Below are 20,359 nucleotides of genomic sequence, written 5' to 3'. Positions count from 1 at the left end.
GCACCGTATTCCTCGTGGGAATCCTTTGGATAAAAAATATGAATTTGAGTTATTCAGTGCCTTTCCATAGGATCATCCCCACAAGCCCAAGGGGCATAGAAAGACGCTGATGAGGACTCTCTGATGGCCGGCAAGACGCTCTACGACAAACTCTGGGAAATGCACGAGGTGAAGCGCCGTGACGATGGTTCGTCGCTCATCTACATCGACCGCCACATCCTCCACGAAGTGACCTCGCCGCAGGCCTTCGAAGGTCTGCGCCTGGCTGGCCGCAAACCCTGGCGCATCGATGCGAACATCGCGACCCCGGACCACAACGTGCCGACCACCCAGGCCGAGCGCAAGGGCGGCCTGCAGGCCATTGCTGACGAAGTGTCGCGCATCCAGGTCCAGACCCTGGACGAGAACTGCGACGACTTCGGCATCCTCGAATTCAAGATGAACGACGTCCGCCAGGGCATCGTCCACGTGGTCGGCCCGGAGCAGGGCGCGACCCTGCCGGGCATGACCGTGGTCTGCGGCGACTCGCACACCTCGACCCACGGCGCCTTCGGTGCGCTGGCCCACGGTATCGGCACCTCCGAGGTGGAGCACGTGCTCGCCACCCAGTGCCTGGTTGCCAAGAAGATGAAGAACATGCAGGTCCGCGTGGAAGGCAAATTGCCCTTCGGCGTGACTGCCAAGGACATCGTCCTCGCGGTGATCGGCAAGATCGGCACCGCGGGCGGCAACGGCCATGCCCTGGAGTTCGCCGGCAGCGCCATTCGTGACCTGTCCATGGAAGGCCGCATGACCATCTGCAACATGTCCATCGAGGCGGGCGCCCGCGTCGGCATGGTGGCGTGCGACGAGAAGACCGTCGAATACGTGAAGGGTCGTCCGTTCTCGCCGCAAGGCAGCGACTGGGCCAAGGCCGTGGAAGCCTGGAGCGATCTGGTTTCCGACGCCGATGCGCACTTCGACACCATCGTCGAGCTGCGTGCCGAGGACATCAAGCCGCAGGTCAGCTGGGGCACTTCGCCCGAGATGGTCCTCGCGGTGGACCAGAACGTGCCGGACCCGGCGGCCGAAGCCGATGCGGTCAAGCGCGATTCCATCGTCCGCGCGCTGAAGTACATGGGCCTGAACGCCAACCAGGCGATCACCGATATCCAGCTGGACCGCGTGTTCATCGGCTCCTGCACTAACTCGCGCATCGAAGACCTGCGCGCCGCAGCCGCGGTGGCCAAGGGCCGCAAGGTCGCTGCCACCGTCAAGCAGGCGCTGGTTGTGCCGGGCTCGGGCCTGGTGAAAGCCCAGGCCGAACAGGAAGGCCTGGACAAGATATTCATCGAAGCCGGTTTCGAATGGCGCGAACCGGGCTGTTCCATGTGCCTGGCGATGAATCCGGACCGCCTGGAAAGTGGCGAGCATTGCGCTTCCACCTCCAACCGCAACTTCGAAGGTCGCCAGGGCGCCGGTGGTCGTACCCACCTGGTGAGCCCGGCAATGGCCGCCGCGGCTGCCGTGACCGGTCGTTTCATCGACGTACGTGAATTGATGCAGGCCTGAGGAGACCCAATAGATGAAAGCCTTCACCCAGCACACCGGTCTCGTCGCGCCGCTCGACCGCGCCAACGTCGACACGGACCAGATCATCCCCAAGCAATTCCTCAAGTCGATCAAGCGCACCGGCTTCGGCCCGAACCTGTTCGACGAGTGGCGCTACCTCGACGTGGGTCAGCCGAACCAGGACAACTCCAAGCGCCCGGTGAACAAGGACTTCGTCCTCAACTTCCCGCGCTTCCAGGGTGCCAGCGTGTTGCTGGCCCGTGAGAACTTCGGCTGCGGCTCCTCCCGCGAGCACGCGCCGTGGGCGCTGGACGAGTACGGTTTCCGCACGGTGATCGCGCCGAGCTTCGCCGACATCTTCTTCAACAACAGCTTCAAGAACGGCCTGCTGCCGATCATCCTGAAGGACGAAGAAGTGGACGAGCTGTTCGCCCAGTGCGAAGCCACCGAGGGTTACCAGCTGACCGTCGACCTCGCCGCGCAGACAGTGACCCGCCCGGACGGCAAGCAGTACAGCTTCGAAGTGGACGCGTTCCGCAAGCACTGCCTGCTCAACGGCCTGGACGACATCGGCCTGACCTTGCAGGACGCCGAGGCCATCCGCAGTTTCGAAGGTGGCTATAAACAGCAACAACCCTGGTTGTTCCGCGACGCCTGATGGCCGTTGCACCACTCAGTAAGGAGAGCAGCATGACCGAGAGTCGTCACGAGCAAGTGGTCCAGCGCCAGTTCGGCGCCCAGGCCAACGCTTACCTGACCAGCGCCGTACACGCCCAGGGTGAAGAATTCGCCCAGTTGCGCGAGCGACTGTCGACGACTACCGGTGCGCGCGTGCTCGACCTGGGGTGCGGGGCAGGGCACGTGAGCTTCAACGTCGCGCCGCTGGCCGGCGAAGTGGTGGCTTACGACCTGTCCCAGCAGATGCTCGATGTGGTGGCCTCGGCCGCCGCCGAGCGCGGCCTGGGCAACATCGCCACGCGCTGTGGTGCTGCCGAGCAGCTGCCTTTCGAGGACGGCGAGTTCGATTTCGTCTTCAGCCGTTATTCTGCGCACCACTGGCGGGATGTCGGCCGGGCGCTGCGCGAAGTGCGCCGGGTGCTCAAGCCGAGCGGCGCGGTCTGCTTCATCGATGTCGCGGCGCCGGGCTTGCCCCTGCTGGACACCTATCTGCAGACTGTCGAGGTCCTGCGCGACACCAGCCACGTGCGTGATTACTCGCCTTCGGAGTGGGCGCGCCTGGTCGGCGAGGCCGGCCTTGCGGTGACCGCCGCCAAGCGCCAGCGGCTGCGTCTGGAGTTCACTTCCTGGGTCGAGCGCATGCGCACTCCCGAGGTGATGCGCCAGGCCATTCGTGCCCTGCAGCTTTCGATGGGCGACGAGGTGCGCGAGTATTTCGAGATCGACGCCGAGGGCTCCTTCAGCACTGACGTGCTGGTGCTCTGGGCGGAGCGCTGAGTTCAGTTTTTGACCGCTCCGGGTGGCTTGCGCCGCCCGGAGCGTTACGTTTTTTGCCAAGCGACTTTTTAAAGTGAGCAGAGAGATGAGCAAACAGATTCTGGTTCTCCCCGGCGACGGTATCGGCCCGGAAATCATGGCCGAAGCGGTCAAGGTGCTGGAACTGGCCAACGACAAGTTCGGCCTGGGCTTCGAACTGACCGAAGACGTGATCGGCGGCGCGGCCATCGACAAGCACGGCGTACCGCTGGCCGACGAGACCCTGGAACGCGCGCGCAACTCCGACGCGGTTCTGCTGGGCGCCGTGGGCGGCCCGAAGTGGGACAAGATCGAGCGTGACATCCGCCCCGAGCGCGGTCTGCTGAAGATCCGCTCGCAACTGGGCCTGTTCGGCAACCTGCGTCCGGCCATCCTCTACCCGCAGTTGGCCGATGCCTCCAGCCTGAAGCCCGAAGTGGTCGCCGGCCTGGACATCCTCATCGTTCGCGAGCTGACCGGCGGCATCTACTTCGGCCAACCGCGCGAACAGCGTTTGCTGGAGAACGGCGAGCGCCAGGCGTACGACACCCTGCCGTACAGCGAGAGCGAAATCCGCCGCATCGCCCGCGTCGGCTTCGACATGGCCCGCGTGCGCGGCAAGAAGCTGTGCTCGGTGGACAAGGCCAACGTCCTGGCCTCCAGCCAGCTGTGGCGCGAAGTGGTCGAGGAAGTCGCCAAGGACTACCCGGACATCGAGCTGTCGCACATGTACGTCGACAACGCCGCCATGCAGTTGGTCCGCGCACCCAAGCAATTCGACGTGATGGTGACCGACAACATGTTCGGCGACATCCTGTCGGATGAGGCTTCCATGCTCACCGGCTCCATCGGCATGCTGCCGTCCGCCTCCCTGGATTCGAATAACAAGGGCATGTACGAGCCTTGCCACGGTTCCGCACCGGACATCGCCGGCAAGGGTATCGCCAACCCGCTGGCGACCATCCTCTCGGTCTCGATGATGCTGCGTTACACCTTCAACGAAGGCGCCGCTGCCGACGCCATCGAGAAGGCCGTGAGCCTGGTGCTTGACCAGGGCCTGCGTACCGGTGACATCTGGTCCGAAGGCTGCACCAAGGTCGGTACTCGCGAAATGGGTGATGCGGTAGTCGCGGCTCTGCGGAATCTGTAATCTGTCCGGCTCGCTCGTTCCCGCGCTCTTGTAGGAAAGCGGGAACGACGGCCCTCTAAATATTTGAAGGTGTAGTAGCGATGAAGCGTGTAGGTCTGATCGGTTGGCGTGGCATGGTGGGTTCGGTGCTCATGCAGCGGATGCTGGAAGAGCGGGACTTCGACCTGATCGAGCCGGTGTTCTTCACCACCTCCAACGTGGGTGGCGAAGGTCCGTCCATTGGCAAGGACATTGCCCCCCTCAAAGACGCCTACAGCATCGAGGAACTGAAAACCCTCGACGTCATCCTGACCTGCCAGGGCGGCGACTACACCAGCGAAGTCTTCCCCAAACTGCGTGAAGCCGGTTGGCAGGGCTACTGGATCGACGCCGCCTCCAGCCTGCGCATGCAGGATGACGCGGTCATCGTCCTCGACCCGGTGAACCGCAAGGTCATCGACAACTCGCTGGACGCCGGCACCAAGAACTACATCGGCGGCAACTGCACCGTCAGCCTGATGCTGATGGCTCTGGGCGGCCTGTTCGAAGCCGGCCTGGTCGAGTGGATGAGCGCCATGACCTATCAGGCGGCCTCGGGCGCCGGCGCGCAGAACATGCGCGAGCTGATCAAGCAGATGGGCGCCATCAATGCTTCCGTCGCCGATGACCTGGCCAACCCGTCCAGCGCCATCCTCGACATCGATCGCAAGGTCGCCGAAGCCATCCGCAGCGACGCCATGCCCACCGAGAACTTCGGCGCGCCGCTGGCCGGCAGCCTGATCCCGTGGATCGACAAGGAACTGCCCAACGGCCAGAGCCGCGAAGAATGGAAAGGCCAGGCGGAGACCAACAAGATCCTCGGCCGCTTCAAGAACCCGATCCCGGTGGACGGCATCTGCGTGCGCATCGGCGCCATGCGTTGCCACAGCCAGGCGCTGACCATCAAGCTGAACAAGGATGTGCCCATCGCGGACATCGAAGGCCTGATCAGCCAGCACAATCCCTGGGTCAAGCTGATCCCGAACCAGCGCGAGATCAGCATGCGCGAACTGACTCCGGCAGCCGTCACCGGCACGCTGAGCGTTCCGGTGGGGCGTCTGCGCAAGCTCAACATGGGCACTCAGTACCTGGGCGCCTTCACCGTTGGCGACCAACTGCTGTGGGGTGCTGCCGAGCCGCTGCGCCGCATGCTGCGCATCCTGCTCGAGCGTTGATTCGCTCCTGAGTGCTGACCCCACGACGCCGGCCTTGAGCCGGCGTCGTGCTTTGTGGAGCACGAGAAGTTCCCGGCGTGTAGGTGAACCGCCGCACAAAAATGCCAGTCCGTTGGATTGGCGGCTCTTTGGCGCCAGTTTCTGTGACGCACCCGGAAAAGCCACCGGGAACCAGTCGCTATCCTCGCAGCCCGTCCATGGGGACAGGTTTCGGCGCGCCTTTTCGCGCCGGCCGATGGCAAGCAGCGGGGGAGAAAATGGCTCGGTTACACAGATTGTGGTTGGCGACGGCAGTCGCCGCGGCGTTCATGCCGGGCATGGCCGGCGCCCTGGAACTGGGCGACATTTCCTCGCGGGCGGCGTTGGGGCAGAACCTCTCGGCCAATATCGACCTGCGCGGCGCGGCTGACCTGAGCTCCGAGGAGGTCTTGGTGACCCTCGCCTCGGCAGAGGACTTCGAGCGCCTGGGCGTGGATCGCAACGTCGTCACCAGCGGTTTGAAGTTCACCCCCGATCTTGGCAAGAACGGCCGTGGTGTCATCCACGTCAGCTCGTCCAAGCCAATTCGCGAGCCCTACGTGAACTTCGTCCTCCAGGTCGTCTGGCCGCAGGGTCGCCTGGTGCGTGAATTCACCTTGCTGCTGGACCCGCCAACCTATGTGGCCAGCCCGGTGACGCCGCCGTCGGTCGCACCGGTGGTTGCTGCGGTTCGTGCGCCGCAGATGCAAGCTCTGGCGCCGGCTGTGGCCAATGTGCCGGCAGACAGCTATCGCATCCAGCGCAATGATGCGCTGTGGGACATCGCTTCGCGCAATCGCCCGTCCAGCGGCGTCTCGGTCATGCAGACCATGGCGGCGATCCAGCGGATGAACCCCGACGCCTTCGTCGACGGCAACATCAATCGCCTGAAGGTCGGTCAGGTGCTGCGCCTGCCCGACAAGCAGCAGGTTCGCGAGCAGAGCCATGCCCAGGCAGTGGCGCACGTGGAAACCCAGAATTCCGAGTGGAAGGCCAAGCGCAATCCGCAGCTGGCCCAGCAGGGACGCCAGTTGGACGCTACCCACAAGGCCGAAGCGGGTAGCGCGCCGGCCAAGGCCGAGGAGCGCGACAACCTGCGCCTGGTCTCCGGTCAGCCGGGCAAAGACAAGGGCAAGGTCGAGACGGAACAGTTGGCCGTCGCCCAGGAGGGCCTGGACAGCGCGCGTCGCGAAGGCGACGAACTGCGTAGCCGGATTTCCGACCTGGAAAGCCAGACGCAAAAGCTGAACAAGCTGATCGAACTGAAGGACTCGCAGATTGCCGGCCTGATCGCGCGCCTGGCCGAGCAGGATCGCGTCAAGGCTCAGGCTGCCCCGGCGGCGGGCAATCCCCAGGCCGCGGCAGGGGAGGTCGCCCAGGTGTCCGCGCCGCTGACCGCCCAGGCTACCGGGGGTGAGCCGCGGCCCTGACCTGCGGCGATAGGCGGCGGAGCCCTCGATTGCTTCGTCGCCGGTGGGGGCAGTAAAGTGCTGCGCTACTTTTCCCACCGATTTGAGACACTTCGATGCCTGAAACACTCGACATCGCCGTAGTTGGCGCCACTGGACTCGTTGGCGAGGCTTTGGTCGAACTGCTGGAAGAGCGCGACTTCCCTGTCGCCAACCTGTACCTGCTGGCCAGTGGCGAATCCGCCGGCAAGTCGGTGGCCTTCCGCGGACGCAACATCCGGGTTGGCAAGCTCGATGATTTCGATTTCGCCAAGGTGCGTCTGGCCTTCCTCTCGGTAGGCGCCGACGCCGCTGCCGATTGCGCCGCTCGCGCCGGCCAGGCTGGCTGCAGCGTGATCGATCTGAGCGGTGCGTCGTTGACCAATACTGCTGCGCTGTTGGCTCAAGCCTGCGTGAATGGCGATGCCGTCGAATCCTTGCAGCTTCCTGCTCTGATTGCCGCTCCGGCAGCGCCTGCCGCCGAGGTTGCCGAGGTGCTTGCGGCATTGCGCGGTGTGCTGGAGCTTCGCCAGGTCACGGTGAGTGCCTGCCTGTCCGCCTCCGCGCTGGGGCGCGAAGGTGTGCAGGAGTTGGCGCGACAGACTGCCGAGCTGCTCAATGCCCGCCCGCTGGAGCCACGCCTGGTGGACCGCCAGTTCGCCTTCAACATGCTGGCGCAGGTGGGTGGCGTCGACGAGCAGGGCTATTCGGTGGTTGAGCGCCGCATCGCGGCCGAGCTCACTGTCCTGTTCCCTGAGCTGAAGGACGGCCTGAGCGTGACCTGTAGTCTGGCGCCGGTGTTCTTCGGCGATACGCTGATGCTATCTATCAAGGCGGCGGCGCCGGTTTCCCTGTCCGCTGTCACTGCGGCGCTGGAGGCGGCGGAGGGCATCGAGCTGGTGGAAGACGATTACCCGACTGTCATCGGCGATGCGCAGGGGCAGGATAGTGTTTATGTCGGCCGCCTTCGGAACGGTCTGACAGATTCGTGCGAACTGAATTTGTGGATTGCGTCAGATAATGTGAGAAAAGGCGCAGCCCTAAATGCTGTGAACTTGGGCGAATTGTTGATAAAACACTATCTGTAAAAGATACTTACCGAATATTTGAAGAAGTATTCTAGCTTGGCAATACTGGCCGGGAACGTCGCTGACAGGGGAGAGCACCGCCGTGAAAACGGAGGGTGTAGTGGGCAGCGGCGCCCGATAGACGTTGTTCTAATCCAGAAAAAAGCTATTAAAACAAGGGATTACTATATGGTCCGGCTTCGCAAACTGGTGCAGGCAATCGCAGCTGCTTCGGCACTGACCTCGGGCATGGCACATGCGCTGGGGTTGGGGGATATCCACCTGCGTTCGGCGCTGAACCAGCCGCTGGATGCCGAGATCGACCTGGTCGAAGTTCGCGATCTGTCCGCGGCCGAGGTAATCCCGAAGCTGGCATCGCCGGAAGACTTCAACAAGGCGGGCGTCGACCGTCAGTACTTCCTGACCGGGCTCAAGTTCACGCCTATCGTCAAGCCCAACGGCAAGAGCGTCATTCGCGTCACCTCCGACCGGCCGGTGCAGGAACCCTACCTGAACTTCCTTGTGGAAGTGATGTGGCCCAACGGCCGGCTGCTGCGCGAGTACACCGTGCTGCTCGACCCGCCACTGTATTCCCCGCAGACCGCCGCCGCCGTGCCGCGCGCGCCGATGGCCGTCCCCGCGCCGGTGGTGCGTCCATCCGCCACTGCCGCGCCGCGCCCGGTTGCTGCTCCGGCGCCTGCCCGCAGCCCCGCCCCGGCTGCAGCCGCTCCGAGTTCGCGCCGCATCGACGGCAACGAGTACCGCACCGGCAAGAATGACACCCTCTGGGAAATCGCCGCCCGTGCGCGCCCGGATGGCAGCGTTTCCGTCCAGCAGACCATGCTGGCGATCCAGGACCTCAATCCGGATGCTTTCCTCGGCGGCAACATCAACCGTCTGAAGAGTGGCCAGGTGCTGCGTCTGCCCGATGCCGAGCAGATCAAGGCGCGCACCCAGCCGACTGCTGAAGCCGAAGTCAAACAGCAATACACTGCCTGGCGCGAAGGCCGCAGCCTGCCTGCCGGTGGCGCACGTCAACTGGATGCCACGCCGCGCGCCAACGCCGGTAATGCTCCGGCCCAGGCTGAAACCAAGGACAGCCTGCGTCTGCTCTCCGGCGAGAACGGCAAGGCCAAGGGCGGTGACAAGGGCAGCAAGGACGGCCAGGCCGTCGCTGACAAGCTGGCCGTCACCAAGGAAAGCCTCGACAGCACCCGTCGCGAGAACGACGAGCTGACCGGCCGCATGACCGACCTGCAGAGCCAGATGGACAAGCTGCAGAAGCTCATCGCACTCAAGGATGCGCAACTGGCGAAGCTGCAGAGCGAACTGGGCAGCGACAAGGGCGCCGCGGCCAATGGTGCCGCCGTGTCGGTGCCTGGCACCGATTCGGCCGCCCAGCCCGTGACGCCGCCTGCGCCTGCCGCAGAGCAGCCGGTCGCGCCGGCTCCCGCTGGCGATGCAGGCACTCCGCCGGCTCCTGCCGCCGAGGCGCAACCGCAACCCGCTCCTGCTCCTGTCGCGCCGGCCCCTGTGGCTGAGGCGAAGAAACCCGAGCCCGCTCCGGCGCCGGTGGCAGCGCCGGCCGTGCAGTCCGAGGCCAGCTTCCTCGATGAGGTCCTGGCCAACCCGATCTGGCTGGGCGCCATCGCCGGCAGTGCACTGCTGGCGCTGCTGGTCCTGCTGATGATCATTTCCCGCCGTCGCGCCGCCAAGGAGCAGGAAAGCCTCGCTGCCTATGCCGTTGATGACGAGCCGCATCTCGATGACGACCTGACCCTTGCCGGCAGCGAGCTGGACACCCTGGACGTACCGCAGGCGGCCGAAGTTGCCGCCCCGGCACAGGCTGCTCCGGAGCGCGTTGCTGCTCAAACCAGTGATGCGCTGGGCGAGGCAGACATCTACATCGCCTATGGTCGCTTCAATCAGGCTGCCGAGCTGTTGCAGGGCGCCATCTACGACGAGCCGCAGCGCACCGATCTGCGTCTGAAACTGATGGAGGTCTACGCCGAGATCGGTGACCGTGAAGGCTTTGCCCGTCAGGAAAACGAGCTGCGTGAGATCGGCGGCGCCGAGCCGCAGGTAGAACAACTGAAATCCCGCTACCCGGGCATGGTCGTCCTGGCGGCTGTGGGTGGCGGTCTGGCCGCGGCCGCAGCGACTTCCGACGACGATCTCGACGGGTTCAGCCTGGACGATTTCGCCATCGATAGCCCGTCTGCCAATAGCCCGGCCGCCGCAGTCGAACCTGCCGTGCAGCCCCATGGCGACCTGGACGATGCTTTCGACCTGGCGCTGGACGATCTGGAGCTGGGCGACGACAAGCCTGCCGCTCCGGCCGCCGCGCAGGACGATGAGCTGTCCTTCGGCAGCGTCGACCTGGATGATGACCTGACCCTGGGTGGCTCGCCGGCTGCAGCGCCGAGCACCAAGGTCGAGGACGATTTCGCCTTCGACCTGGACCTGCCGGAAGCGCCTGCCGCCAAGGCTGAGGCTCCGTCGCTGGTCGACGACCTGAGCGACTTCTCCCTGGATCTGGACAAGGACCTGGAGAAGGACGGCCCCTCCACCCTGGCATCGGCGGAAGATGATTTCCTGCTGGGCCTGGACGACGACACCGCATCGCTGTCCGGCGTGAGCCCCGAGGAGTTCAGCCTGGATATCGAGAGCAAGGCGCCGCAGGCCGACGACCTGCCGGACGACTTCGACCTGTCCCTGGCGGATGACGAGCCGGCACCGGCCAAGGCCGACGACAGCTTCGCTGCCCAGTTGGATGAGGTCAGCGCCGAGCTGGACCGTCTCTCCGCGCAGAACGACGAGCCGCAGGCTCCGGTCGAGTCGCTGGCAGAAGAAAGCTTCGCTGCAAGCGATCTGGACCTGCCGGGCGAGAGTGCCGACGACGAAGACGATTTCGACTTCCTCTCCGGCGCTGACGAAGCGGCCACCAAACTCGACCTGGCGCGTGCCTACATTGACATGGGTGACACTGAAGGCGCCCGCGACATCCTCGATGAAGTACTCACCGAGGGTAACGACAACCAGCAGCAGGAAGCGCGCGAATTGCTCGGGCGTATCGCCTGAGCCGGAAGGCTCCAGATAGATGATTGAAGCAGTACCCTCAGCGGCGGCCGAATCGGCCGCCGTTGGCGTTTCCAGGATTGCCCTGGGCGTCGAATTCAAAGGTTCGCGTTATCGCGGTTGGCAGCGCCAGGAAGATGGTGTGCCGACCGTGCAGGGCGCGCTGGAAAAAGCTCTGTCCCGGGTGGCTGATCACCCGGTTTCGCTGATGTGTGCGGGTCGCACTGATGCGCTGGTGCACGCAAGCGGGCAGGTGGTGCATTTCGACACCACCGCCGAGCGTTCGCTCATCGCCTGGGTCATGGGCACCAATGCCAACCTGCCCGGTGACATCAGCGTGACCTGGGCCAAGGTGATGCCGGCGCATTTCCATGCGCGCTTCACCGCCATGGCGCGACGCTATCGCTACGTGATCTACAACGACCAGATACGCCCGGCGCATATGGCCGAAGAGGTCACCTGGAACCACCGCCCGCTGGATGTCTCGCGCATGCGTGAAGCGGCCCGCGCGCTGGTCGGTACCCACGACTTCACTTCGTTTCGCGCGGTGCAGTGCCAGGCCAAGTCGGCGGTGAAAACGGTGCATCACCTGGAGGTGATCGAGCACGGGCGCTTTATTGTGCTGGATGTCCGTGCCAACGCGTTCCTGCACCACATGGTGCGCAACTTTGCCGGGATGCTGATGACCATCGGCGCCGGTGAACGCCCGGTGGAATGGGCGGCCGAAGCGCTGGCTGCGCGCGATCGGCGTGCCAGCGGCATTACCGCGCATCCGTACGGGCTGTACCTGGTGAGCGTGGAATACCCCGAGGAATTCGTCTTGCCCGAGCGCTACCTGGGGCCACATTTCCTTTCAAGTTTGCCGGATATCGTCGGCTGACGATGCCGGGGTCATTTGCTACCATCGATCGATCACTTGCCTGAAGGTTGCTGCATCTTGTCAGCCGTTCGCATCAAAATCTGCGGTATTACCCGAGTCGAGGATGCCCTGGCCGCCGCCGAGGCGGGTGCCGACGCCATTGGTCTGGTGTTCTACGCCAAGAGCCCGCGCGCGGTGAGTATCCAGCAGGCGCGGGCCATCGTTGCCGCGCTGCCGCCGTTCGTCAGCACTGTTGGGCTGTTCGTTGATGCCAGTCGCTGCGAGCTGGGCGAAATTCTCGATGCGGTGCCGCTGGACATCCTGCAGTTCCATGGCGACGAGACGCCCGAGGCCTGCTCCGGCTGGCACAAGCGCTATATGAAGGCCCTGCGGGTGAAGCCTGGTGATGATGTGGCGGCGCAGATCGCGAAGTATCCGCAGGCCAGTGGGTTCCTCCTGGATACCTACGTTGAAGGCGTTCCCGGTGGAACCGGGCTGGCCTTCGACTGGTCCCTGGTGCCGAAGGATGTGCAGCGTCCGCTGATCCTGGCTGGCGGGCTCACGGTCGGCAACGTGGCCGATGCAATCGCCCAGGTGCGTCCGTACGCCGTGGATGTGAGCGGCGGAGTGGAGGCGAGCAAGGGCATCAAGGATGCGCAGAAGATCCGCGATTTCATCGCGCAATGTCGTTCGGTGGCGTGACGCGGAATCTTCATGTGACGACGAGCGGCCTGCCGCCGTCCACTACCCAGTCGCTGCCTGCGGGTAGCGCTGGGAGTCGCAGCAGGAAGACCTGCCCACCGACGCCCCGCATCGAGTGCTGTATCCGTGGTGACGCCCCAGGCGGCGCCTTTGTTTGCGAGGGGTTCCATCCTTGAGGTCGGAACCGCGACGATGAATTTGCTCAGGAGCCTGCGCAGCCCACCGCGCTGAGCCCCTGCACTGGAGACGAGAGCATGAGCAACTGGCTGGTAGACAAGCTGATCCCTTCCATCATGCGTTCCGAGGCGAAGAAGAGCTCGGTACCGGAAGGCCTGTGGCACAAGTGCCCGTCCTGCGAGGCGGTGCTGTACCGCCCGGAGCTGGAAAAGACCCTCGACGTCTGCCCCAAGTGCGATCACCACATGCGTATCGGCGCCCGCGCGCGTATCGATATCTTCCTTGATGAAGAAGGCCGCGAGGAGCTGGGTGCCGAGCTGGAGCCGGTGGACCGCCTGAAGTTCCGTGACAGCAAGAAGTACAAGGATCGCCTGACCGCCGCGCAGAAAGACACCGGCGAGAAGGACGCGCTGATCGCTATGAGCGGCAAGCTGATGGGCATGCCGGTCGTGGTCAGTGCCTTCGAGTTCTCCTTCATGGGCGGCTCCATGGGTTCCATCGTTGGCGAGCGCTTCGTGCGCGCGGCCAACTACGCCCTTGAAAACCGTTGCCCGATGATCTGCTTCTCCGCCTCGGGTGGCGCACGCATGCAGGAAGCGCTGATCTCCCTGATGCAGATGGCCAAGACCTCCGCCGCGCTGGCTCGCCTGCGTGAAGAAGGTATCCCGTTCATCTCCGTGTTGACCGACCCGGTCTACGGCGGTGTGTCCGCGAGCCTGGCGATGCTTGGCGATGTGATCGTCGGTGAGCCACGCGCCCTGATCGGCTTCGCCGGCCCACGGGTGATCGAGCAGACCGTGCGCGAGAAGCTGCCGGAAGGCTTCCAGCGCAGCGAGTTCCTGCTCGAGCACGGCGCCATCGACATGATCGTCCACCGTGCAGAAATGCGTCAGCGGCTCGCCAGCCTGCTGGCCAAATTCACCCACACTCCAAGTACCGCGCTCGCAGGATGACCCAACGTACCCTTGCCGACTGGCTCAGCTATCTCGAACAACTCCACCCCACGGCAATCGACATGGGGCTGGATCGCTCCCGTGAAGTAGCTGGCCGGCTTGGCCTGGGGCGCCCCGCGCCCCGCGTGGTGACCGTCACCGGCACCAACGGCAAGGGTTCCACCTGCGCCTTCCTCGCTGCCATGCTCGGTGAGCAGGGGCAGCGCGTCGGTGTCTACAGCTCGCCGCACCTGCTGCGCTACAACGAGCGCGTGCTCATCGATGGCGTCGAGGCCAGCGATGAGGCGCTCTGCGAAGCCTTCGCCGCCGTCGAGGCGGCCCGTGGCGAAATCTCCCTGACGTACTTCGAGATGGGCACTCTCGCGGCCTTCTGGCTGTTCGAGCGCGCCAACCTTGATGCCGTGGTGCTGGAGGTTGGACTGGGCGGCCGCCTGGATGCGGTCAACCTGATCGACTCCGACGTCGCTGTGGTCACCAGCATCGGCATCGATCACGCCGACTGGCTGGGGGATACCCGCGAAAGCGTGGCCTTCGAGAAGGCCGGTATCTTCCGCGCCACAAAGCCTGCCGTGTGTGGTGATCTGGAGCCGCCGGCGCCGATCATGGAGCAGGCGCGCAAGCTCGGTTCACCGCTGGTGCTGCGCGGTCGCGATTTCGATCTGGCGATGGGCGAGGGCGATTGGCACTGGCGCGGCCGTTCCGCCACGGGCGAGGCGCTGAGCCTGCACAGCCTGCCGCTGCTCGATCTGCCGATGGAGAACGCTGCGCTGGCTTTGCAGGTCTACGCCTTGTTGGACCTGCCGTGGCAGCCTGAGCAGTTGATCGCTGCGCTGCTGCGCACCCGTGTTACCGGGCGCCTGGATCGCCGCACCGTGCAATGGCACGGCGAAGAGCGCCACTTGCTGCTCGACGTCGGGCATAATCCACACGCATCGCAATACCTGGCCAGTCGCCTGCGTGCGGCGCCACCCAAGGGTGTGCGCCATGCAGTGTTCGGTTTGCTGGCGGACAAGGATCTCGACGGCGTACTGGAACCCGTGCTCGGCTTGGTGCAGGATTGGGCCGTCGCGCCACTGCCCACCGGCCGCAGCCGTCCCGCTGGAGAGCTGGAGGCGGCATTGCAGGCTCGCGGGGCGCAGGTCAGTTGCCATGGCGATATCGCCGCGGCGTTGGTAGCGCAATGCGATGCAGCGAGCACCGAGGACGAGATTCTGGTGTTCGGATCGTTCTACAGCGTGGCGGATGCCCTGGAGTGGCTCGCCAAGGCTGCTCAATAAGGTAGACCTAAGGGGAGTTGTTGCATGGCGTTGCTCGATAAGGGGCTCAAGCAGCGGGTAGTCGGAGCGCTGGTGCTGCTGGCGCTGGCGGTGATCTTCCTGCCGATGCTGTTCTCCCGCGAGGATGATGTACGCCAGGTGGTGGTCGAGGCGCCGGTGATGCCCAAGCCGCCGGCCATGCCCACCGTCGAAGTGCAACCCACCGAAGTCCCCGAGCCGCAGGCCGAGGATGTCGACAATGGTGCGCCGCCTGCCGAGACGGCGGCTGCGCAGGCGCCTTCCGCGCCGATCGCCAGCTTGCCAGCCCAGCAGTCCCAGCCCGCTCAGCCCAAGGCTCCGGCCCCGCAGCCAGCTGCGCCCAAGCCTGCTGCGCCCGCTCAGCAGCCTGCCCAGGCCAGTGCCGCTCCGGCCGCGCCGGCGCAACAGCCGGCCCAGCGCCTGGACAGCAACAACCTGCCGGTGAGCTGGTCGGTGCAGTTGGCCAGCCTGTCCAACCGTGCCCGCGCTGATGAACTGCAGAAGTCCCTGCGCAGCCAGGGCTACAACGCTTATGTGCGCAGTTTCGACGGCATGAATCGGGTGTTCGTCGGCCCGGTGGTCGAGCGCGCGGAAGCGGATCGCCTGCGTGACCAGCTCGGCAAGCAACAAAAGCTCAATGGTTTCGTGGTGCGATTCCAGCCTGAGCGCGGCTGAGTTCGTTCGTTAGCTTCTCTCAATCGGCCCCATGTCAAACTGGGGCTCTTCTAAATCGAAGGCCTCTGCTAAAATGCGGGGCCTTTCCGTTTCTGGGCCGCAACGTGGCATTTACCTGGGTCGATTGGACGATGATCGGCATCATCGTCATTTCCAGCCTGATCAGCTTGAGCCGTGGTTTCGTCAAGGAAGCCCTGTCGCTGGTCACCTGGATCGTAGCCGGTGCGGTCGCCTGGATGTTCGGCGGCGCCCTGGCCGAGCATCTCGCACCCTACATTCAGCTGCCCTCGGGGCGTGTCATCGCCGCTTGCGCTCTTCTTTTCGTCGTCACGCTGCTGCTGGGCGCACTCGTCAATTTCCTCATCAGCGAGTTGGTCCGAGTGACCGGCATGTCCGGCACCGACCGTGTGCTGGGTATGGTGTTCGGCGGCGCCCGTGGCGTGCTGCTGGTGGTTTTGCTGGTCGGCCTGCTGAGCCTGGCTCCGGTGCAACAGGACCCGTGGTGGCAGCAATCGGTGCTGATGCCGCATTTCCTGATGGTTGCTGACTGGTCGAAGAATTTCATCCTGACTTTTGCCGGGCATTGGATGTCCGGCGTGACCATCACTCCGCCATCCGGAGTGGGGTCTTTGCTGCCGGCCCAGTGACGGGCAGGCACAGGCGACGGGAAGCCGTCGCCGCAACGGCAGGTCCGGTGGATACTGCCGAATATGGAATTGTTTTAGCCTGAACACCAACTAGGGGTTGCGTCGCATGTGTGGCATCGTCGGTATCGTGGGCAAGTCGAACGTCAATCAGGCGCTCTATGACGCGCTCACCGTTCTCCAGCATCGTGGCCAGGACGCTGCGGGGATTGTCACCTGTCAGGACGACCGTCTGTACCTGCGCAAGGACAACGGCCTGGTCCGTGACGTCTTCCAGCAGCGCCACATGCAGCGCCTGGTCGGCAAGATCGGCATCGGTCACGTGCGCTACCCGACTGCGGGCAGCTCCAGCTCCGCCGAGGCGCAGCCGTTCTACGTCAACTCGCCGTACGGCATCACCCTGGCGCACAACGGCAACCTGACCAACGTCGAGCAACTGGCCAAGGAAATCTACGAATCCGACCTGCGCCACGTGAACACCAATTCCGACTCGGAAGTGCTGCTCAACGTGTTCGCCCATGAGCTGGCAGTGCGCAACAAGCTGCAGCCCACCGAGGAAGACGTGTTCGCCGCCGTGGCCGGCGTGCATGCCCGTTGCGTGGGCGGCTACGCGGTGGTGGCGATGATCACCGGCTACGGTATCGTCGGCTTCCGCGATCCCCATGCGATCCGCCCGATCGTCTTCGGTCAGCGTCACACCGAGAACGGCGTGGAGTACATGATCGCTTCGGAAAGCGTTGCCCTGGACGTCCTCGGCTTCACCCTGATCCGCGACCTGGCTCCGGGCGAAGCGGTGTACATCACCGAAGACGGCAAGCTCTACACCCGTCAGTGCGCGGCCAATCCGCAGTACTCTCCGTGCATCTTCGAGCACGTCTACCTCGCCCGTCCGGACTCCATCATCGACGGCATCTCGGTCTACAAGGCGCGTCTGCGCATGGGCGAGAAGCTGGCTGACAAGATCCTGCGCGAGCGTCCGGACCACGACATCGACGTGGTTATCCCGATCCCGGACACCAGCCGTACCGCGGCCCTGGAACTGGCCAACCGCCTGGGCGTTAAATTCCGCGAAGGTTTCGTGAAGAACCGCTACATTGGTCGTACCTTCATCATGCCCGGCCAGGCCGCGCGCAAGAAATCGGTACGCCAGAAGCTCAACGCCATCGAGCTGGAATTCCGCGGCAAGAACGTGATGCTGGTGGACGACTCCATCGTTCGCGGCACCACCTGCAAGCAGATCATCCAGATGGCCCGCGAGGCCGGCGCGAAGAACGTCTACTTCTGCTCCGCCGCCCCGGCGGTGCGCTACCCCAACGTCTACGGCATCGACATGCCGAGCGCCCATGAGCTTATCGCGCACAACCGCAGCACCGAGGAAGTCGGCGAGCTGATCGGTGCCGACTGGCTGGTGTATCAGGACCTGCAGGACCTGATCGAATCCACCGAGGGCGGCAAGATCAAGATCGAACACTTCGACTGCGCCGTGTTCAACGGTGAATACGTCACCGGCGACGTCGATGAAGCCTATCTGAACAAGATCGAGCAGGCGCGCAACGACGCGACCAAGACCAAGGGCGCCGCCGTCAGCGCCATCATCGATCTCTACAACGACTGATTTAGAAACGAATAGGGAGAGCAGGGCATGGCTCAGGATTGGGAAGCCGGCCGGCTGGACAGCGACCTGGAGGGCGTCGGTTTCGACACCCTCGCGGTACGCGCCGGGCAACGCCGCACCCCGGAGGGCGAACACGGCGAGGGCCTGTTCACCACCTCCAGCTATGTGTTCCGCAGTGCCGCCGACGCAGCCGCGCGCTTCGCCGGTGAAGTGCCGGGCAACGTCTACTCGCGCTACACCAACCCCACGGTGCGCACTTTCGAGGAGCGCATCGCCGCGCTGGAAGGCGCCGAGCAGGCAGTGGCCACGTCCACTGGCATGTCGGCGATCCTCTCCCTGGTAATGAGCCTGTGCAGCGCCGGTGACCACGTACTGGTCTCGCGCAGCGTATTCGGCTCGACCATCAGCCTGTTCGAGAAGTACTTCAAGCGCTTCGGCATCGAGGTGGACTACCCACCGCTGAGTGACCTGAAAGCCTGGGAAGCGGCCTGCAAGCCGAACACCAAGCTGTTCTTCGTCGAATCGCCGTCCAATCCGCTGGCCGAGCTGGTCGATATCGCCGCACTGGCGGAGATCGCCCATGCCAAGGGTGCGCTGCTGGCGGTGGATAACTGCTTCTGCACCCCCGCGCTGCAGCAGCCGCTGAAGCTCGGCGCTGACGTGGTGATCCACTCCGCGACCAAGTACATCGACGGCCAGGGCCGTACCATGGGGGGCGTGGTTGCCGGTCGCCGCGCGCAGATGGAGCCCGTTGTCGGCTTCCTGCGTACCGCCGGCCCGACGCTCAGCCCGTTCAACGCCTGGATCTTCATCAAAGGCCTGGAAACCCTGCGCGTGCGCATGCAGGCCCACAGCGCCTCGGCCCAGCAGGTCGCGCAGTGGCTGGAGCAGCAGCCGGGTGTGGAGCGCGTGTACTACGCGGGCCTTGCCAGCCACCCGCAGCACGAGCTGGCCAAGCGTCAGCAGAAGGGCTTCGGCGCGGTGGTGAGCTTCGAGGTGAAGGGCGGAAAGGACGCGGCGTGGCGCTGCATCGACGCCACCCGGATGATCTCCATCACCACCAACCTGGGTGACACCAAGACCACCATCGCCCATCCGGCCACTACCTCCCACGGTCGACTGTCGCCGGCCGAGCGCGAGAACGCCGGTATCCGTGACAACCTGATCCGTGTCGCCGTGGGCCTGGAAGATGTCGACGACATCAAGGCCGACCTGGCGCGGGGCCTGGCGGCACTGTGAGCGTGATGGACGCCCTGGGCAACGGCCGGGTAGTGCTGGTCACCGGTGCAGCACATGGCATCGGCCTGGGTGTCGCTGCCTGGCTGGTGGCCGAGGGCTGGCAGGTGGTGCTGGCGGACATCGATCGTGAGCGCGGCCCGAAGGTGGCGGCGGCGTTGGGCGAGCGTGCCAGCTTCATCGCGGTGGACGTGGCTAGCGAAGGGCAGGTCGCTGCGGCTGTGGCCGAGCTGATCGGTCAGTTCGGCCGCCTGGATGCGTTGGTGAGCAATGCCGCCATCGCCCGGCCGCACAACACCGCGCTGGAAGGCCTTGGCCTGAACGAGTGGAACCGCACCCTGGCGGTGAACCTCACCGGTCCGATGCTGCTGGCCAAGCACTGTGCGCCGTACCTGCGCGCGCACGGCGGTGCCATCGTCAACATCGCCTCCACCCGGGCGCATCAGTCCGAGCCGAACTCCGAAGCCTACGCGGCGAGCAAGGGCGGGCTGCTGTCGCTGACCCACGCCCTGGCCAGCAGCCTGGGTCCGGATATTCGCGTCAATGCGATTTCCCCTGGCTGGATCGACGCCCGCGACCTGCGCGAGCGCGAGGCCGAACCGCTGACCGAACTGGACCATGACCAGCATCTGGTCGGCCGCGTCGGCACGGTGGAGGACGTCGCTTCAGCGGTGGCCTGGCTGGTTGGTGAGAGTACCGGCTTCGTCACCGGGCAGGAGCTGGTGATCGATGGCGGCATGACGCGCAAGATGATCTACCTCGACTGAGAGTCGGGTGTGGCAGAGGAGGGCGGCCCGAGGGTCGCCCTTTTCTTTTTGGGGTTCTGCACTTGGGCTGTTCGCGAGCAAGCTCGCTCCTACAAGAGCGGGCATAGGCTGACCCTGTAGGAGCGAGCTTGCTCGCGAACCTTGAGCCGCGCCGAGGTCGCTAACCGCACACCGAACTTTTTTTGCGGAAAATGAAAAAAAGTTCAATCAGGGCATTGACTTAGGTTCTGCCGGCTGTAGAATGCGCCCCACTTCGAGACGAAGGGTGATTAGCTCAGCTGGGAGAGCATCTGCCTTACAAGCAGAGGGTCGGCGGTTCGATCCCGTCATCACCCACCACTCTCGCAAGTTACGCGCAGCGGTAGTTCAGTCGGTTAGAATACCGGCCTGTCACGCCGGGGGTCGCGGGTTCGAGTCCCGTCCGCTGCGCCATATTCGAAAGCCCTCAGGTAGCAATA

The 20,359-nt window shown here is 64.6% G+C and carries 17 protein-coding genes and 2 tRNA genes; all 19 read left to right on the top strand.

Annotation, left to right across the window (positions count from 1 at the left end; translation table 11 throughout):
• Positions 1-123: 123 nt before the first annotated feature.
• Entirely contained in the window at positions 124-1,551 is a 1,428-nt protein-coding gene (leuC, locus tag ACNFH5_RS07700; protein WP_416745050.1) for a 3-isopropylmalate dehydratase large subunit, read from the top strand.
• Positions 1,552-1,564: 13 nt separating this feature from the next.
• Complete coding sequence (gene leuD / locus ACNFH5_RS07695; RefSeq protein WP_416745049.1) at positions 1,565-2,209, top strand: 3-isopropylmalate dehydratase small subunit; 645 nt, start codon at positions 1,565-1,567, stop codon at positions 2,207-2,209.
• A gap of 32 nt (positions 2,210-2,241) precedes the next feature.
• Positions 2,242-3,006, top strand: a complete 765-nt coding sequence (locus ACNFH5_RS07690; protein WP_416745048.1) for a class I SAM-dependent methyltransferase — start codon at positions 2,242-2,244, stop codon at positions 3,004-3,006.
• An 85-nt stretch (positions 3,007-3,091) separates the two neighbouring features.
• Complete coding sequence (gene leuB, locus ACNFH5_RS07685; RefSeq protein ID WP_416745047.1) at positions 3,092-4,174, top strand: 3-isopropylmalate dehydrogenase; 1,083 nt, start codon at positions 3,092-3,094, stop codon at positions 4,172-4,174.
• A gap of 80 nt (positions 4,175-4,254) precedes the next feature.
• On the top strand, positions 4,255-5,367 hold the full coding sequence (gene asd, locus ACNFH5_RS07680; protein WP_045211887.1) for an aspartate-semialdehyde dehydrogenase: 1,113 nt from the start codon (positions 4,255-4,257) through the stop codon (positions 5,365-5,367).
• Positions 5,368-5,648: 281 nt separating this feature from the next.
• Entirely contained in the window at positions 5,649-6,815 is a 1,167-nt protein-coding gene (locus tag ACNFH5_RS07675; protein WP_416745046.1) for a FimV family protein, read from the top strand.
• Positions 6,816-6,910: 95 nt separating this feature from the next.
• Entirely contained in the window at positions 6,911-7,921 is a 1,011-nt protein-coding gene (locus ACNFH5_RS07670) for an aspartate-semialdehyde dehydrogenase (protein ID WP_416745045.1), read from the top strand.
• A 168-nt stretch (positions 7,922-8,089) separates the two neighbouring features.
• Positions 8,090-10,981 carry a FimV/HubP family polar landmark protein gene (locus tag ACNFH5_RS07665; protein WP_416745044.1) on the top strand — a complete coding sequence of 964 codons (2,892 nt, stop codon included), beginning with the start codon at positions 8,090-8,092 and terminating at the stop codon, positions 10,979-10,981.
• A 19-nt stretch (positions 10,982-11,000) separates the two neighbouring features.
• Positions 11,001-11,858: a tRNA pseudouridine(38-40) synthase TruA gene (gene truA / locus ACNFH5_RS07660; RefSeq protein ID WP_416745043.1), complete on the top strand. Its 858-nt coding sequence runs from the start codon at positions 11,001-11,003 to the stop codon at positions 11,856-11,858.
• 57 nt (positions 11,859-11,915) lie between these two features.
• Positions 11,916-12,539: a phosphoribosylanthranilate isomerase gene (locus ACNFH5_RS07655; RefSeq protein WP_416745042.1), complete on the top strand. Its 624-nt coding sequence runs from the start codon at positions 11,916-11,918 to the stop codon at positions 12,537-12,539.
• A 254-nt stretch (positions 12,540-12,793) separates the two neighbouring features.
• On the top strand, positions 12,794-13,669 hold the full coding sequence (gene accD / locus ACNFH5_RS07650; protein WP_416745041.1) for an acetyl-CoA carboxylase, carboxyltransferase subunit beta: 876 nt from the start codon (positions 12,794-12,796) through the stop codon (positions 13,667-13,669).
• Positions 13,666-14,946 carry a bifunctional tetrahydrofolate synthase/dihydrofolate synthase gene (gene folC / locus ACNFH5_RS07645; RefSeq protein ID WP_416745040.1) on the top strand — a complete coding sequence of 427 codons (1,281 nt, stop codon included), beginning with the start codon at positions 13,666-13,668 and terminating at the stop codon, positions 14,944-14,946. The genes accD and folC overlap by 4 nt, the downstream gene beginning before the upstream one ends.
• Positions 14,947-14,970: 24 nt before the next feature.
• A complete protein-coding gene (locus ACNFH5_RS07640; RefSeq protein ID WP_416745039.1) occupies positions 14,971-15,639 on the top strand; it encodes an SPOR domain-containing protein in 669 nt (222 codons plus the stop codon).
• Between the two features lie 104 nt (positions 15,640-15,743).
• Positions 15,744-16,286: a CvpA family protein gene (locus ACNFH5_RS07635; protein ID WP_416745038.1), complete on the top strand. Its 543-nt coding sequence runs from the start codon at positions 15,744-15,746 to the stop codon at positions 16,284-16,286.
• Positions 16,287-16,392: 106 nt separating this feature from the next.
• The gene (purF, locus tag ACNFH5_RS07630; protein ID WP_416745037.1) at positions 16,393-17,898 is read left to right on the top strand and encodes an amidophosphoribosyltransferase; all 1,506 of its coding nucleotides are present in this window, start codon (positions 16,393-16,395) and stop codon (positions 17,896-17,898) included.
• 27 nt (positions 17,899-17,925) lie between these two features.
• Complete coding sequence (locus tag ACNFH5_RS07625; protein ID WP_416745036.1) at positions 17,926-19,137, top strand: O-succinylhomoserine sulfhydrylase; 1,212 nt, start codon at positions 17,926-17,928, stop codon at positions 19,135-19,137.
• Positions 19,138-19,142: 5 nt separating this feature from the next.
• Positions 19,143-19,901: an SDR family oxidoreductase gene (locus ACNFH5_RS07620; protein ID WP_416745628.1), complete on the top strand. Its 759-nt coding sequence runs from the start codon at positions 19,143-19,145 to the stop codon at positions 19,899-19,901.
• Positions 19,902-20,164: 263 nt separating this feature from the next.
• Positions 20,165-20,240, top strand: a tRNA-Val gene (locus tag ACNFH5_RS07615).
• A 16-nt stretch (positions 20,241-20,256) separates the two neighbouring features.
• A tRNA-Asp gene (locus ACNFH5_RS07610) sits at positions 20,257-20,333 on the top strand.
• Positions 20,334-20,359 lie beyond the last annotated feature (26 nt).

The sequence above is a fragment of the Pseudomonas sp. NY15435 genome (assembly GCF_048068295.1).
In the GTDB taxonomy this organism is placed as follows: domain Bacteria; phylum Pseudomonadota; class Gammaproteobacteria; order Pseudomonadales; family Pseudomonadaceae; genus Pseudomonas.
The sequence above is the reverse complement of the archived record's forward strand: the minus strand, read 5'-3'. Positions and strand labels throughout refer to the sequence as shown.